Origin of the sequence: Mesorhizobium sp. M1A.F.Ca.IN.020.03.2.1 (genome assembly GCF_004023205.1) — a bacterium.
GTDB lineage: Bacteria > Pseudomonadota > Alphaproteobacteria > Rhizobiales > Rhizobiaceae > Mesorhizobium.
Map to the genome: position 1 here is coordinate 1 of NZ_RZSV01000126.1, position 16236 is coordinate 16236.

General features: G+C 64.1%; 14 protein-coding genes and 1 pseudogene. 9 read left to right on the top strand and 6 right to left on the bottom strand.

All coding sequences use genetic code 11. The features are described from left to right. The 8 genes from EOA79_RS19515 to EOA79_RS19550 form a co-directional block, all read left to right on the top strand. A partial coding sequence (locus EOA79_RS19515; RefSeq protein ID WP_164893889.1) for a DUF6537 domain-containing protein occupies nucleotides 1-262 on the top strand: 262 nt, incomplete at its 5' end. A gap of 255 nt (nucleotides 263-517) precedes the next feature. After that, on the top strand, nucleotides 518-2833 hold the full coding sequence (locus tag EOA79_RS19520; RefSeq protein ID WP_128293180.1) for an EAL domain-containing protein: 2316 nt from the start codon (nucleotides 518-520) through the stop codon (nucleotides 2831-2833). A 223-nt stretch (nucleotides 2834-3056) separates the two neighbouring features. Beyond that, nucleotides 3057-3977, top strand: a complete 921-nt coding sequence (locus tag EOA79_RS19525; RefSeq protein WP_245322337.1) for a hypothetical protein — start codon at nucleotides 3057-3059, stop codon at nucleotides 3975-3977. 144 nt (nucleotides 3978-4121) lie between these two features. Beyond that, a complete protein-coding gene (locus EOA79_RS19530) occupies nucleotides 4122-4271 on the top strand; it encodes a DUF3096 domain-containing protein (protein ID WP_095824351.1) in 150 nt (49 codons plus the stop codon). 272 nt (nucleotides 4272-4543) lie between these two features. Then, a complete protein-coding gene (locus EOA79_RS19535; protein ID WP_095799174.1) occupies nucleotides 4544-4768 on the top strand; it encodes an aa3-type cytochrome c oxidase subunit IV in 225 nt (74 codons plus the stop codon). Between the two features lie 86 nt (nucleotides 4769-4854). Then, nucleotides 4855-6123: a Re/Si-specific NAD(P)(+) transhydrogenase subunit alpha gene (locus EOA79_RS19540; protein ID WP_095824350.1), complete on the top strand. Its 1269-nt coding sequence runs from the start codon at nucleotides 4855-4857 to the stop codon at nucleotides 6121-6123. Further along, the gene (locus EOA79_RS19545) at nucleotides 6123-6545 is read left to right on the top strand and encodes a proton-translocating transhydrogenase family protein (RefSeq protein WP_067003367.1); all 423 of its coding nucleotides are present in this window, start codon (nucleotides 6123-6125) and stop codon (nucleotides 6543-6545) included. The genes EOA79_RS19540 and EOA79_RS19545 overlap by 1 nt, the downstream gene beginning before the upstream one ends. Nucleotide 6546: 1 nt before the next feature. Next, a complete protein-coding gene (locus EOA79_RS19550; protein WP_067324170.1) occupies nucleotides 6547-7944 on the top strand; it encodes an NAD(P)(+) transhydrogenase (Re/Si-specific) subunit beta in 1398 nt (465 codons plus the stop codon). Nucleotides 7945-8020: 76 nt separating this feature from the next. Here the strand turns inward: EOA79_RS19550 and EOA79_RS19555 are convergent, their stop codons facing one another. The 3 genes from EOA79_RS19555 to EOA79_RS19565 form a co-directional block, all read right to left on the bottom strand. Next, complete coding sequence (locus tag EOA79_RS19555; RefSeq protein WP_095776998.1) at nucleotides 8021-8938, bottom strand: hypothetical protein; 918 nt, start codon at nucleotides 8936-8938, stop codon at nucleotides 8021-8023. A gap of 217 nt (nucleotides 8939-9155) precedes the next feature. Further along, on the bottom strand, nucleotides 9156-11627 hold the full coding sequence (gyrB, locus tag EOA79_RS19560) for a DNA topoisomerase (ATP-hydrolyzing) subunit B (RefSeq protein WP_095824349.1): 2472 nt from the start codon (nucleotides 11625-11627) through the stop codon (nucleotides 9156-9158). 247 nt (nucleotides 11628-11874) lie between these two features. Then, entirely contained in the window at nucleotides 11875-12456 is a 582-nt protein-coding gene (locus EOA79_RS19565; RefSeq protein ID WP_095777000.1) for an NADPH-dependent FMN reductase, read from the bottom strand. Nucleotides 12457-12636: 180 nt separating this feature from the next. Between EOA79_RS19565 and EOA79_RS19570 the strand changes: the two genes are divergently transcribed. Next, entirely contained in the window at nucleotides 12637-14007 is a 1371-nt protein-coding gene (locus EOA79_RS19570) for a cytochrome P450 (protein ID WP_067324178.1), read from the top strand. A gap of 27 nt (nucleotides 14008-14034) precedes the next feature. On the opposite strand, the gene EOA79_RS19575 is transcribed toward EOA79_RS19570, so the two are convergent. The 3 genes and pseudogenes from EOA79_RS19575 to EOA79_RS19585 all read right to left on the bottom strand — a co-directional run. Continuing rightward, nucleotides 14035-15018 (bottom strand): complex I NDUFA9 subunit family protein, encoded by a 984-nt coding sequence (locus EOA79_RS19575; protein ID WP_067324180.1) that lies wholly within the window; start codon nucleotides 15016-15018, stop codon nucleotides 14035-14037. A gap of 158 nt (nucleotides 15019-15176) precedes the next feature. Continuing rightward, nucleotides 15177-15629, bottom strand: coding sequence for a DoxX family protein (locus EOA79_RS19580; protein WP_067324182.1), 453 nt, complete (start codon nucleotides 15627-15629; stop codon nucleotides 15177-15179). Nucleotides 15630-16009: 380 nt separating this feature from the next. After that, a pseudogene (locus EOA79_RS19585) lies at nucleotides 16010-16236 on the bottom strand (Ldh family oxidoreductase); the annotation flags it as partial.

The window sequence follows — 16236 nt, forward strand, 5'->3', positions numbered from 1 at the left end:
CGACCTGTTCGGCCATACCGCCGAACGGCGCGCCGAGCGGCAACTGCTTGCGCAATACGAGGCCGATCTCGATCTGATCGCCGCAGCACTTGCGCCGGGCAAGGTCGAGGCCGCCGCCGCTCTGGCCTCCGTTCCGGCGCTCATCCGCGGCTATGGCCATGTCCGGCAGGCCAGCGCCGCCAAGGCGTCCGAAGAGCGCTCCAGGCTGCTGCAGCGGCTGACCGAGGCCGCTCCGGTGCCCGTTCTCAGCGCTGCCGAGTGATTGCGCCAGACCAATCCCGAAGTTTTCGTCGGTCGGCCTAAAGTGCCTCGCGTGGAAATGGATCCAGGAGAGGCGCTTTAGGCCTTTGTTCGATGCAGGTCGTTCTCCCAAAACCGCTGCGCACTTGTGGGTGACATGCGTTAGGTCCTTTGCGGCCCTTGGCCGGCAGACCGAAGCCGCTGCTCAAGGCGGTTCTGTTCTAAGCCTTTCTTAAGGCGGTTGTGTCATGACAAGGCTTAGCGTTGGGCCGACCCTATGGGCAAAACAAAGACCGAAAGCATCCCAGCGGATGTTTATATCCAATTTGTGCGGTCGTTGTTCGACAACGCGCACATGTTGTTGATCGGTGGCGCGTGCTACTGGATCCTCGGATTCATGATCTATCTGCGCACCCACAATCCCCTGTTCCTGGCGTTTTCTTTTGCCCTGCTTTCCGTCAGCCTTATCCGTTACTTCGGCATTCGCGGCTTCCTGAGGACAGGCGGCGCGATTGCCGATGTCGAACACGCGCAGCGGTTGGAGCGCAGCTACATCCTGAAGGGCTGCCTTCAGGGTCTCGGATTGGGCGCGCTGTGTTTCGTGTCGATCTACATATATCCCGAACCGTTCGCCGAGCTCGCGGCAATGTCGCTCACGCTGGCGACCCTGGTCACCGTTGTCGCCCGCAACTATGGGTCGCCGCGCATGGTGCGGATCTTTTCCGTGACCTTCATCGGTCCGGCGGCTCTCGCGCTCCTGCTGCGCATGGACGCGCCCTCCGTCGTCCTCGGCCTGATGATCATCCCGATGACGTTCATCACCATCACCGGCGCCGATCATGTCCGCAACGTGCTGTTCTCGGCGGTCATCGGCCACAAGCAGGCGAGAAACCTGACGCGCAGGTTCGACCGCGCGCTCAACACGATGTCGCACGGCCTGGTCATGCTCGGCCCCGACGGGCGCGTCGCCGTCGCCAATGCCGAGGCCGCCCATCTGATGTCGCTGAAATCGGCCGACGCGCTGCTCGGGCGCTCGATCCACGGCCTTCTGATGCGCGGCGTCGCCGGCGGCATGCTGGCACCGAAGGATTGCCGCTACATCGAGGCGCAGCTGACGCGCGCCTTGCGCGAGGGCCGGGACCGCAAGGTGCTCGTGTCGCTCGCCAATGGCCAGCACTACGAGTTCTCCGCGCGCGAAGGCAGCCAGGAACTCGGCGTCATCACCTTCGAGGACGTCACGGCCCGGGTCGAGGCGGAGGAAAAGATCCGCTTCATGGCGCGCTACGACAACCTCACCGGCCTGCCGAACCGTGCCTACTTCCACGAGCTGGTCGGCGAAGCCATGGCGTCCGGCGACCGCGACCGGCTCTGCGGCTTGGCGGTGCTCGACCTCGATGATTTCAAGAGCGTCAACGACACGCTCGGCCACCCGGTCGGCGACGGTCTGATCTACGCCGTAGCCGAGCGCCTGGCAGCGGTCGCCGGGCCGGGCATCAATGTCAGCCGCTTCGGCGGCGACGAATTCATGATCTATTTCGACCGCATCGAGGATGAGAGCCATCTCAGCAGCCTGCTCGACGAGATCTTCGCCGGCCTGCAGGGCGAAGTCGACGTCGCCGGTCACGGCCTGCGCATCCAGAGCAGTGGCGGCGCGGTGTTGTCCGTGGTCAAGGACACCGACGTCGACGGCATGATCGTCAAGGCGGACCTCGCGCTCTACAAAGCCAAGGAGCTCGGCAAGAACGGCTGGCGGCTGTTCGAGGCATCGATGGACGCCGCCTTCCGCAATCGCCAGCTGATGAAGGCCGATCTGCGCAGCGCCGTGCAAGCCAAGGAATTGCGCGTCGTCTACCAGCCGATCGTGTCGATGAGCACCATGCGCATCGCCAGCTGCGAGGCGCTCTGCCGCTGGGATCATCCCGATCTCGGCCCGATTTCGCCGGGCGTCTTCATTCCGCTGGCCGAGGAGATGGGCATCATCTCCGAGATCAGCTCTTTCGTGCTGCAGGCGGCCTGCGCCGAATGCGCCAAATGGCCGGCCCAGACCAGCGTTTCGATCAACCTGTCGGCCAAGGACTTCCGCAACCGCGACGTCGTGCAGAAGGTGCGCGATGCGCTGGCGGCGTCGGGCCTTGCGCCGCACCGGCTCGAGATCGAGGTGACGGAGACTGCCCTGCTCGACGACAAATCACTGACCCGCGAGCTGATCGAAGAGCTGAAAGCGCTGGGCGTCCGCATCGCGCTCGACGACTTCGGCACCGGCTATTCCAGCCTCAGCTACCTGCACAAGCTGCCGCTCGACAAGATCAAGATTGATCGCTCCTTCCTGATCGACGTGACCCAGAGCCCCCAGTCGCTCGATCTTCTGAAGGGTATCGTCGGCTTGACCCGGACGCTGGGCCTGGTCGTCACGATCGAAGGGGTGGAGACTTTCGAGCAGCTGAAGATATTGGTGCGTTCGGTCAAGCCAGACCTCGTGCAAGGCTTCCTGTTCGGCGCCGCGCTCAGCGCGTCCGGCATCGAGACGATGTCGAACGTCACCTGGCCATTCGCCGCGGACCTGCGCCTCGCCCCCAGACGGTCGGCCAGATAGGGAATTTCATCATTCAGGATTAAGAATGCGCGTTGCGTTGGCTACGCAGCAATTTTCGTCCAATCGGAAGGTTTTGACCCGATTGTTCAGGATCAAAAGCTCACATTTGTTTTCTCTAAGCAATTCAATACGGCAAAGTATTTTGGCTTGATGCCCTATATTACCGGTAGCTGCGGCAGCCAAGTCCTTTCAGCTCTGGCATCTGTGAACTCCTTGACATCGGATGCGTGCCAAGGTCCGAGTGTGCGGTCGACTTTTCCGCCCAACCCTTTCCGGCGCATTGTTAAGGTTAACGGAAGGTAAACCAGCAGTATCGAATTTTCGGCTTGTGTCTCATTTTGACTCGAATAGCCTGTTTACAGGCGGATACGAGGACTTGAGGATGGATGCTGCAAGAAACGATGCGCAGGCTGACGCCGGCGCAAATGCTGGCTCGGCGCTGAATCGTTCGATCATGCAATTGCTGGAGCATGTCGATTATCGTTTGATCACGGGGGGCGAGGATCTGGAGGCGATCTACCGCCTTCGCTATCAGTCCTACCTGCGCTCAGGCATGTGCGGCCCGATCGCCAGCGGGATGTTCGAGGATCGCTGGGACAACCTGCCGAATTCCTACCGGTTCGGCGTCTATTTCGATGGCCACTTGGTCAGCACGCTGCGGCTCCATTACATTTCCCGCGAGCACCCCTATTCGCCCTCTGTCGACGCCTATCCGGAAATCTTGGCAGAGCGGCTTGCCCGCGGAGAAACCTTCATAGACGGAACCCGGTTCGCAACCGACGCGGATAGCGCGCCCGCGCCCGGAGTCCTGCCTTTCCTGACGCTGAGGCTCGGCATGGTGGCTTCCAGCTATTTTGGCCAGACGGCCGTGCTGACGCCGGTCAAGGTCGAACATTCCGCCTACTACGCCCGCATCTTCCATGCCGTGCAGCGGACAGAAGGCAAGGTGTTTCCGGGTGTCCTTGCGCCGATCGCCTTGTTCGAGATCCCCTGCGGTGAAAACTTGCGCCAGACGCTCGACCGCTTCCCGTTCTTCAAGTCGACGCCGGTGGAGCAGCGGATGATGTTCGCCAATCCGGCCATCAACCGGCTCACCCCTCTGTCGATCGTACCGACGGCCAAATACTATCGCGATGCCGCCTGAACGGGCGTCCTTCCGCGCCTCGTGAACCTTCCCCGCGGCTCCCGCGTTACGAGTACCGGCGTCACTGATCATCGACGGCGCCGCATTCTTGCCCCAGGCTTGTCGCCGGCTCAAATCGGGTTTTTCACGGGAAGGAGTACGATTATGACCATCCACTCGCTTGCGCTCACGCCCCTGATCTCGCTGATCGCCGGCATATTGATCCTGGTGATGCCGCGCCTGCTCAACTACATCGTCGCGCTCTATCTGATCGCGGTCGGCCTGCTCGGCCTGTTTCCGCACCTCGCCGCCTAATGTATCTCGCCCGGAACTGTGCAGCGGTTCTGGGCAACGGCACCCATCAAAAAGAGCTTTGAAGCGTCTCGCCTGAATCCGATTCAGCGCGACGCGCTTTAAAGATCCACGACGCCCCTCGCCACGGCGAGGGCCTCCCATCGCAATTTTAGCTTCCGCCCATTTCAACTTTCGTTTGAGGCTGTTGTCGCGGGCCGTGCGGCAATAGCGCCATTGCTCTTGCTCGGGCTTTTCGCTATGTGCCTCGAAGGCATTTTCGAAGGGGTATTCCTATGGCTGATCACACGCCGACCGGTCCTGTCGAACTGGGCGCGCAGATGGACTATGCCGAGCATGATCGTACCTACAACGCATTCCTGGCGCTCGCCAAATACGGCTCGCTCGTCTGCGCCGCCATTCTGCTGGCCATGGCCTTCGGCTTCTTCGCGGGCGGCTTCTTCTCGGCGACCATCCTGTTCATCGTGATCATGGCCGTCGGCTATTTCATTCTGCGGTAGACTTTCCAAGCCATTGCGTTCGACGTTCCGCCGGAGGTCCCGGCCGACGCCTTGCGCAGCAAGGTTCCAGCCGAAAGGATCATGCGGTGGGGCAGACGGTATTCATCCCTCGTGAGCTTGACGCGAACGAGCCGCGAGTCGCGGCCTCGCCCGAGACGGTGAAACGGCTGGCGGGCCTGGGCTTCGAGGTGATCGTCGAGAAGGGCGCCGGCCTCGGCTCGCGCATTACCGATCAGGAATTTGCCGCCGCCGGCGGCACGATTGGAACTGCCGGGGACGCCAAGAACGCCGATGTGGTGCTGAAGGTGCGCCGGCCGACCGATGCCGAGCTCAAGGGCTACAAATCGGGCGCGGCCGTCATCGCCATCATGGATCCTTACGGCAACGATGCGGCGCTGGCCGCGATGGCCAAGGCCGGCATCACCGCCTTCTCGATGGAGTTCATGCCGCGCATCACCCGCGCGCAGGTGATGGACGTGCTTTCCTCGCAGGCCAATCTTGCCGGCTACCAGGCGGTGGTCGATGCGGCGGCCGAATATGACCGCGCGCTGCCGATGATGATGACGGCGGCGGGCACGGTGCCGGCAGCAAAAACCTTCATCATGGGCGTCGGCGTCGCCGGTCTGCAGGCGATCGCCACAGCGCGCCGTCTCGGCGCCGTCGTCACCGCCACCGACGTGCGCCCCGCGGTGAAGGAGCAGGTGCAGTCGCTCGGCGCAAAGTTCCTGGCGGTCGAGGACGAGGAGTTCAAGGCGGCGGAGACCGCCGGCGGCTACGCCAAGGAAATGTCAAAGGAATATCAGGCCAAGCAGGCGGCACTGACCGCAGAGCACATCGCCAAGCAGGATATCGTCATCACCACGGCGCTGATCCCTGGACGTCCGGCGCCGAAGCTGGTGTCGGCCGCCATGGTCGCCTCGATGAAGCCGGGCTCGGTGATCGTCGACCTCGCCGTCGAACGCGGCGGCAATGTCGAAGGCGCGGTGCCAGGCAGGGTCGTGACGACGGAAAACGGCGTCAAGATCGTCGGCCATCTCAATGTGCCCGGTCGTGTCGCTGCATCCGCTTCGCTGCTCTACGCCAAGAACCTCTACGCCTTCCTCGAGACGATGGTCGACAAGGCGACGAAGACCCTTGCCATCAAGCGCGATGACGAGTTGGTCAAGGCGACGATGCTGACCGATGCCGGCCAAGTCGTGCACCCCAGTTTCGCCAAGGCCGCCGGGCAGCCGCGCACCGAGCCGGCTGCGATCCCGGCCACGGTCCTGGTCGCGGATGCCGCCGACAAGAAACCGGCGCCCAGGAGGAGGGCCGCAGCCAAGTCACCCTCGCCTAAGCCAGAAGGGACCGCGTGATGGAACAGCTGCAGAAAGCCCTCGACCAGCTCGATCAGGCGACGGCTGCCGTACGCCTCGCGGTGCAGGATCTCGCCAATGCGCCCGCCGGCGCCGAGGCTGCCGGCAACGCCGCGCACGCGCTCTCGGGCGGCGCCATCGATCCCTTTGTCTTCCGCTTCGCCATCTTCGTGCTGGCGATCTTCGTCGGCTATTATGTCGTCTGGTCGGTGACGCCGGCGCTGCACACGCCGCTGATGGCCGTCACCAACGCCATCTCCTCCGTCATCGTCGTCGGCGCGCTGCTCGCCGTCGGCATCGCGGCCTCCGGCCTTGCCGCGGGCTTCGGCTTCATCGCCCTGGTGCTGGTGTCGGTCAACATCTTCGGCGGCTTCCTCGTCACCCAGCGCATGCTCGCCATGTACAAGAAGAAGGAAAAGTGACGTGACCGTCAATCTCGCTTCCTTCCTCTATCTGGTCTCCGGGATCCTGTTCATCCTGGCGCTGCGCGGCCTGTCGCATCCGACCACCAGCCGCCAGGGCAATCTCTACGGCATGATCGGCATGGGCATTGCCATCGCCACCACGCTGGCGCTGGCGCTGCCCTCGGCCGGCCGCTTCGGCCTGATCGTGCTCGGGCTTGCCATCGGCGGCGGCGTCGGCGCCTATGTGGCGCGCCGCATCGCCATGACCTCGATGCCGCAGCTGGTCGCCGCCTTCCACTCGCTCGTCGGTTTCGCCGCCGTCATGGTGGCGGCGGCTGCCATCTACGCGCCGGAAAGCTTCGGCATCGGCACGGCCGGCGACATCCATGCCCAGGCGCTCATCGAGATGAGCCTCGGCGTCGCGATCGGTGCCATCACCTTCACCGGCTCGGTCATCGCCTTCCTCAAGCTCGACGGCCGCATGTCCGGCAAGCCGATCATGATCGGCGGCCGCCACCTGATCAACATCGCGCTCGGCGTAGCCCTCGTGGTGCTGATCGTGCTGCTCGTCACCACCGAATCCAAGCTAATCTTCTGGCTGATCGTCGCCGCTTCGCTGGTGCTCGGCGTGCTTCTGATCATCCCGATCGGCGGCGCCGACATGCCGGTCGTGGTGTCGATGCTGAATTCCTATTCCGGTTGGGCGGCAGCGGCGCTCGGCTTCACGCTCGGCAATCTGGCGCTGATCATCACCGGTGCGCTGGTCGGTTCTTCCGGTGCGATCCTGTCCTACATCATGTGCAAGGGCATGAACCGCTCCTTCATCTCGGTCATTCTCGGCGGCTTCGGCGGCGAGACGGCTGCGGCTGCCGACGACGGCATCGAGCGCACCGTCAAGCAGGGCTCGGCCGACGACGCCGCCTATCTGATGATGAACGCGCAGAAGGTCATCATCGTGCCCGGCTACGGCATGGCGGTCGCGCAGGCGCAGCATGCGCTGCGCGAGATGGCCGACAAGCTCAAGGCCAATGGCGTCGAGGTAAAATACGCCATCCATCCGGTTGCCGGCCGCATGCCTGGCCACATGAACGTGCTGCTCGCCGAGGCCAATGTGCCCTATGACGAGGTGTTCGAGTTGGAGGATATCAACTCCGAATTCGCCCAGGCCGATGTCGCCTATGTCATCGGCGCCAACGACGTCACCAACCCGTCCGCGCGAGATGACAAGAGCAGCCCGATCTACGGCATGCCGATCCTCGACGTCGACAAGGCCCGCACCTGCCTGTTCGTCAAGCGCTCGCTGGGTTCGGGCTATGCCGGCATCGACAACACGCTGTTCTATAAGGACGGCACCATGATGCTGCTCGGCGACGCCAAGAAGATGACCGAGGAAATCGTCAAGGCCTTCGATCACTGATCCGGCTTGCCATCTCAAAGACCGAAAAGCCCGGCCGTGAGCCGGGCTTTGTCTCTCAATCACCGGATGGTTCAGTCTAGCCTTTGGACAGGAAAAGCGCCTCGTCTTCGTCGCGCTGCTTGCCGCCGAGAGCTGCGGCAGCGCTGGCGATGAATGCGCCGATGACCAACGCCAAGGCGCCGATCAGGGCAAATGAGGCCGTTGCCTTCCTGGCCGTGTCTGCCGCCTGCTTGGCCTTGGTCTTGGCCTCCTCCACCTTTGCAAGCACCGCATCGACACGGGCCTTTGCGTCGGCTTCCGGAAGGCCTGTGCGGGCAGTCACAAGCTGCGCCAGGTAGGTCTTGTCGTCGGCCGACACCTCACCGGAGGCGGCACTTGCGACCAGGATGCGAGACGCTTGCGCCGTGGTCGCCGCGTCGTTTTGCGGATTGGCGGCTGCAAGCTTGCTCGCATCCGCCGGACGGAACAGCGTGTCGACGAAATACGATGTCGCATTGTCGACCGAGGCGCCGTTGGCGTTTGCCGACGCGCCTGCCGAGGCACCCATCGCGGCGCCCGACGCGACAGTGGATGCCGCCTGCACGCCCGTCCCAACTGCAGCCGACAGGACCGAGCCGAGAACACCGGCGACAAGCAACGTGGCCAGCGCCCAGGCAAGGAAGCCGTGGGTGGTGTCGCGGAAATAGACCTCGTCAGTGTGGACGCCAACCCATTTGGTCCGCAACCGCCCGGCAAGATAACCGCCTAGGCCCGCCGACAGCCATTGCACGACGATTAACCAGGCGCCGGTGGTAGCCGCGAAGGTGGTGACCGAAGGATTCGACGCGGACCAGGGCGAAACCATCGTCAGCCCGAGTCCGGAGCCGAGCAAGGTAAGGATGAGAGTCAAAGCCGAGGCTGCGAAAGCGCCAGCGATGATCGGCCCCCAACTGACGGCGGTGGCGGAGGATTCTAGCGTACCGGGAGCATCGGTTGCCGATAGGGTGGGCTGCATCGAAGCCTCCTAGCGGGCAAAAAGCATGATGAGAATGATGATCGGAATCGGAACCCCGAGCAACCAGAGCAAGATACCGCGGCCCATCGAAACCTCCTGAAACAAGTTGTGATCGATCTGTCACAATGTTTCAGGAGACCTTCTGTTCCGGTCGGATCACCCTATCCGCCACGGACGGCGGACCGACGGCAGGCTGAGAGGCCCGATGGCACGGTCCTCAAATATCCAGATTGGCCACCGACAGCGCATTGTCCTGGATGAACTCGCGCCGCGGCTCCACCTCGTCGCCCATCAGCCGTGAGAACAGGCTGTCGGCGTCGGTCGCGTCGGCCACCTTGACCTGAAGCAGCGAGCGCACATTCGGATCCAGCGTGGTTTCCCAGAGCTGTTCGGCGTTCATCTCGCCAAGGCCCTTGTAGCGCTGCATGGTCAGTCCCTTGCGGCCAGCCGCGAACACCGCGTTGAGCAGCGCCAGCGGCCCGGAAAGGAGCTCGGAAGTCTCCTTGCGGCGCAGCGCCGGCTGCTCGCCATAGACTTCCGCCAGGCGCGCTGCATAGCGGTCCAGCTGGCGCGCATCGGCCGAATTGATCAGCCCGGCATCGAGCTGGACCGCGTCCTTGACGCCGCGCACGGTGCGTTCGAAGACATAGCCGCCCGACCCGTCATTGGAGGTCGACAGCCGTCCGCTCCAGCCGCGCTCGGTCTCCTCGGCGATCATGTCGAGCCGCCTGGCGACGTGTTCGGCCATGGCGGTGGCGCGGCCGAGATCGGCGAGCACGTCGGCGTTGAGCGCGCCGGCGATCGCCGCCTGCTCGACGACACTGCGGTTGTAGCGCGTGTGCAGCCCGTTGATCAGGTGCCGCACCGCCAAGGCGTCGTCGACCGCGCCGCGCAGGTCCTGTCCGGTCCGCACCTCGCCGGAGGCGAGCGTCAGTGAAGCCTCTTCCAGCCCGGACTCGATCAGATATTCCTCATAGGCGCTTTCGTCCTTGAGATATTGCGAGCTCTTGCCCCGCGTCACTTTGTAGAGCGGCGGCTGGGCGATGTAGAGATGGCCGCGCTCGATCAGCTCCGGCATCTGCCGGAAGAAGAAGGTGAGCAGCAGCGTGCGGATGTGGGCGCCGTCGACGTCGGCGTCCGTCATCAGGATGATCTTGTGGTAGCGCAGCTTGTCGGCGTTGAACTCGTCCTTGCCGATCGAGGTGCCGAGCGCCGTGATCAGCGTGCCGATCATGTCGGAGCTGAGCATACGGTCGAAGCGCGCCCGCTCGACATTCAGGATCTTGCCCCGCAGCGGCAGGATCGCCTGGTTCTGGCGCGAGCGCCCGCCCTTGGCCGAGCCGCCGGCCGAGTCGCCCTCAACGATGAAGATTTCCGATTTCGCGGGATCGCGCTCTTGGCAGTCGGCAAGCTTGCCGGGCAGCGAGGTGACGCCGAGCGTGCTCTTGCGGGTTATGTCGCGCGCCTTGCGCGCGGCTTCGCGCGCGGCGGCCGCCTGGATCACCTTCTCCACCACCACCTTGCCTTCGCTTGGATGCTCTTCCAGCCAGGTGCCCAGCGCCTCGTTGACCAGGCTTTCCACCACCGGCCGGACTTCCGAGGAGACCAGCTTGTCCTTGGTCTGCGAGGAGAATTTCGGATCCGGAACCTTGACCGACAGAACGGCCGTCAGGCCTTCGCGGCAGTCGTCGCCGGTGAGCGAAACCTTTTCCTTCTTGGTCTGGCCGGAGGACTCGCCATAGCCGGTGATCTGCCTGGTCAGCGCGGCGCGGAATCCGGCCAGATGCGTGCCGCCGTCGCGCTGCGGGATATTGTTGGTGAAGGCCAGCACGTTCTCGTGGTAGCTGTCGTTCCACCACATCGCCACCTCGACGGTGATGCCGTCGCGCTCGGCGCGAATGGCGATCGGCTTCTCGATCAGCGGCTTCTTCACCCGGTCGAGATACTTGACGAATTCCTCTAGGCCGCCGTCATAATGCAATTCGTGGCGCACGAGGTCGGCATGGCGCGCGTCGGTCAGCACGATGCGCACGCCGGAATTGAGGAAGGCGAGCTCGCGCAGCCGGTGCTCGAGCGTGTTGTAGTCGAATTCGACCATGGTGAAGGTTTCGGCTGACGGGAAGAAGGTGATCTCGCTGCCGCTGCGGCCTTCATAGGTCCCCGGTCGCTTGTCCTGCTCGTAGGTGCCGGTCACCTTCAGCGGAGCGTCGGCATTGCCGTGCGTGAAGCTCATCTCGAAGATTTCGCCGTTGCGACGGATCTTGAGCTTGAGCCATGCCGAAAGAGCGTTGACCACCGAGACGCCGACGCCGTGCAGGCCGCCCGAAACCTTGTAGGAGTTCTGGTCGAATTTGCCGCCGGCATGCAGCTGGGTCATGATCACTTCGGCCGCCGAGACGCCCTCGCTGGGATGGATATCGCTCGGAATCCCGCGGCCATTGTCGATGACGGTCACCGAGCCGTCGGGGTTGAGCGTCACCGAGACGAGGTCGGCATGCCCGGCCAGCGCCTCGTCGATGGCGTTGTCCACCACCTCATAGACCATGTGATGCAGGCCCGAGCCGTCGTCGGTGTCGCCGATATACATGCCCGGCCGCTTGCGGACAGCGTCCAACCCCTTCAAAACCTTGATGGAATCGGCGCCATACTCGGCTTCCGCGCCAATGGCGCTTTCGGTCTGATCGCTCATAAATACCTGTCTGATTGATGTCGCTGATCCGGCGCGGAAAAATGGTCCCGAATCGCGCCGTTTTGATGTCCTAGATATAGGCGCAAATGGCCGTTTTTCCAAGGTTTGCAGGCGTTTTGCCGGCTTGGCGAGCGGCCGTTGGCAGGCCGGGCGCGATACACCGGGAAGCGCGGTGCGGGCAGCGGGCTATGCCGGCGCGAAAGCCGCGCCCGAGCGCGGCCTTGCAACAGTCACATCGGGGCGTCTGCTATTCCGCCCGGAGGCCGGCGCGCAGCGCCTTCAGCGCCTCGCTCCAGCGGAACAACTCGTCCAGCATGGCCTTGGCGCCGCCCAGCACCTGCTCGCTCGGATGATACGCGCCCTCCTTGTCGAGCAAGGTCCTGTAGGAAGGCAGCGCCACGCCTTCCGGGATCGGCATGACGCCGACCGAGGTCAGCAGCGGCTTCAGCGCCTGTGCCGCGCGCAGGCCGCCGGACACCCCGCCATAGCTGAAGATGGCGGCGGGCTTGTAGCGCCACTCCTTGAGCAGATAGTCGACGGCGTTAACAATCGCCGGAGCGGCGAAATAATTGTATTCCGGCGCCACGAACACGAAGGCGTCGGCGGCGTCGATCGCCGTCGACCAGGCCTTGGTGTGGTCGTTCTCGTATTTGCGCAGGCGCGGATGATGCGGCTCGTCGAGCAGCGGCAGCTTGAAGGCGGCAATGTCGGCGAGCGCCGGCTCGAACTTGCCGTGCTCGCGCGCGAACCCCTCCAGCCACTCGGCGAAGATCGGTCCGGCGCGTCCCGGTCGCGTGCTGCCGATGATGATGCTCAACTGGTGCTTCACGGGTGGCTCCTCGATTGACGGTATCCGTTGGCGACTAAAGGAACCGGTCACCGTCAACAAGCAGCCATCGAAGGGCGCCGTTCACATTCAGGCGAGGCGGTCTCTCCATGGGCTTTCCGTTCGGTCACATGGACGCCCGCTTTGCCGCGCATTACATTTGCCGCCGTAGCGGAGCATCCGATGGACACAAAGCCCGCCCCCTTCGTGCCGCCTGCGCCGAAGCCGCGCACCCAGCCGCCCTCGACGCTGGAGATGATGCGCATCGTCTACCGCAACCCGCTCGAGCTGTGGGGCGAGCATACCTACAACGAGCCCTGGATCTCGGTGACCGGTATCGGCGGGCCGCTGGTCATCGCCAACGATCCCGGCCTCATCCGCCACGTGCTGATCGACAACGCCAGGAACTACAAGATGGCGACGGTGCGCCAGCTGATCCTGCGCCCGATCCTGCGAGACGGCTTGCTCACCGCCGAGGGCGAGGTGTGGAAGCGATCGCGCAAGGCGATGGCGCCGGTGTTCACGCCGCGCCACATCTTCGGTTTCGCCGAGCCGATGCTGAAGCGCACGCTGGAATTCGCCACCCGCTACGAGGCCGGCGGTACGACCGACGTCGCCCGCGACATGACGATGCTCACCTATGATATCCTGGCCGAGACGCTGTTTTCCGGCGAGATCGCCGGCGAGCCCGGCAGCTTCGCCAAGGAGATCGACCGCCTGTTCGAGACCATGGGCCGGGTCGATCCGCTCGACCTGTTGCGCGCCCCGGAATGGCTGCCGCGGCTGACCCGCATCCGCGGCCGCAAGACCATGGCCTATTTCCGCAACATCGTTGCCAACACGGTGAAAATGCGCGAGGAGCGGCTGAAGCGCGATCCCGACGGCGTGCCGCAGGATTTCCTGACGCTACTCCTGAAAGCCGAGGGGCCGGACGGCCTGACCCGCGCCGAAGTCGAGGACAACATCATCACCTTCATCGGCGCCGGGCACGAGACCACGGCGCGCGCGCTCGGCTGGACGATCTACTGTCTCGCCGAAGCGCCTTGGGAGCGCGACAAGGTCGAGCAGGAGATCGATGCGGTGTTGGCGCGCGAGCCCGATCCGACAAGGTGGCTGGACGCCATGCCGCTCACCCGCGCCGCCTTCGAGGAAGCGCTGAGGCTTTATCCGCCGGCGCCCTCGATCAATCGCGAGCCGATCGAGCCGGAGACCTGGAACGGCCTCTATATCCCGAGATACGCCGCCGTGCTGGTGATGCCCTGGGTGGTGCATCGTCATCGCAAGCTATGGGACAGGCCGGACGCCTTCATGCCGGAGCGCTTCCATCCGGAGAACCGCGAACGGATCGACCGCTTCCAGTATCTGCCTTTCGGCGCCGGGCCGCGCGTCTGCATCGGCGCCAGCTTCGCCATGCAGGAGGCGATCATTGCTTTGGCCATCCTGTTGTCGCGCTTCCGTTTCGACGTAACGTCACAAACTCGGCCATGGCCGGTGCAGAAGCTGACCACGCAGCCGCAGGGCGGCCTGCCGATGCAGATTTCCCGCCGCGCCTGATTGGAACGGGTCCCGATCGGGAACAGTCTACCGGTCGGCGATCGGCCGGCGCTGCTGGAACTGGCCGGCGGCGCGGAAGCGCCAGAGATAGCTCGGCAGGATCGCGGCGATCGCCTGCGGCTGGATGCCGAGGCCATTGATCGTTCTGTTCGCCTTGGCGGCGGCTTCGGAGACGACGTTGTGCTCGCGCAGCTGCAGCACCTGGTCCTTGGTCAGCAGCGGATTGGGCAACAGCTGCAGGATCGAGGCTTGGATATTGGCCACCCACCACGGCACTGGCACCAGGAGGCGTCTGCGGTCGATAACGGCGAGCAGCTCCTGCATGCATTCCTTGAAGGTCAACACCTGCGGGCCGCCGAGCTCATAGGTCTGGCCACGCTCAACCTTGCCGTCGACCGAGCGTGCCACCGCCTCGGCAACGTCGCCGACATAGATCGGCTGGAATTTCGTCTCCCCGCCGCCGATCAGCGGCAGCACGGGCGAGAAGCGCGCCATGTTGGCGAAGCGGTTGAAGAAGGCGTCCTCGGGTCCGAAATTGATCGAGGGCCGCAAGACGACGGCGTCGGGCACCGTCTCGAACACTGCTTTCTCGCCGAGAGCCTTGGTGCGGGCATATCCCGACGGCGAGTTGAGGTCGGCGCCGAGCGCCGATATATGGGCGAGGCCGGCGCCGACCGATCGCGCGGCCTCGGCGACGGCGCGCGCGCCGAACTCGTGCACGGAGCCGAATTTCTGCCGACCGCTCTCATGCAGTATGGCGACGAGATTGACGACGTGGTCGGCGCCCTGAACGGCGCGGTCGACCGACCAGCGCACGCGCACATTGGCCTGCACCGGCTGGATCTGGCCGACATTGCCGAGCGGCTGCACATGGCCGGCAAGGTCGGGCCGCCGGCAGGCGACCCGGATGCGATAGCCGCGCTTGGCGAGCGCGCGAACGACATGACGGCCGACGAATCCCGAGCCGCCGAACACGACGACGAGCTTGGGGGTCTGCAGGATTTCGGTCATGGCTGGCTCCGCGCGCAAAAGCTTGGCTGAGCCGCTTCTTAATCCGTTTCGCGTCAAAGGCAAAGAGCGACCGGAGGTCGCCGCCGCCTTGTTTTTTAGTAATTCCAGGAAAGTGTGGAGCGGTTTTCCGTGCCGAATTGCGTCAGGGTAAAAGCCGCTCAGAACGCCCGGCCGATGCGCGCGTCGACCGAATGCCGGTTGCCGCCTCGGATGACGAAGAAGGCGAGGATTGCCGCCCAGAGCAGCGACTTTTCCGCGCCCGAAAAGCCCTGGCCCATGGTGACCCAGTGGAACCATACTGTGACCAGAAGCACGATCAGGCCGGCGAAAGCGGCCGGGCGGGTGACGAGGCCGATGGCAATCAAAATGCCGCCGAAGAATTCGGTGCAGGCGAGCAGCGGCGACCAGAAGACGCCAGGATAGAAGCCCAGACCTTCGACCATTTCCGTGGCGCCAAACGGATTGACGATCTTCTGCGAGCCATGAATGGCGAGGAACGCCCCGGCAACGGCGCGCAGCAGCGTTTCGGCCGCATTGTTCAGCGTCGCATAGAGTCCGCCTAGGGCCGGAACGATAAGCCTTGGTCTGGACGTGTCGGTGCTGGCGAACATGCGGTCTCCTTTTTGCTGATTTGACGGACGCAAAGGCGTCCACTCCGTCAAATAGAATAAACCTGACGAACTTTCGCATGTTTTATTGCCGCAGTGAGAAACAGAAAACCCCGCCGAGGCGGGGTTTTCCGGGCAGTGAGCGCATCGAAACAGGGTCCAACGAGGCGGCCTGACCTGAGACGGTATCAAGGCGGCGTGAAGCAAGCACGCCCGCCCCGGCCCTGGACGCCCGGCGCGACGGCCGCCAATCGCAAGCCGCGACCCAAGCCACCCTTTTGCGGCTTGAGATGTGGGGTGCCGCTGATGGGTCGCTGCCGGGCTAAGAAAGGTTCAAAGCGGCGCGAAGCAAATGCGCGCCTTGTTGCCGGGCGATGCCTCGATCAGGCCGAGTAGCGTTCGGCGAATTCGGAAATGCGCTGCACGACCGCCTTCGGGATATCGACACCGCGCGCCGTCGCCTTTTCAGCGGCCTCTGCCCGGGCACGGCCGGGGATGTGCACGCCGTAGCGCCGCCGCAGCCGGTCGAGCTGGTCCTTCATGCGCTGCTCAAAATCCGGATCGACCAATTTGGGCTCGATAGCGAGCACGAAGAGCCCGGTTCCGGGGC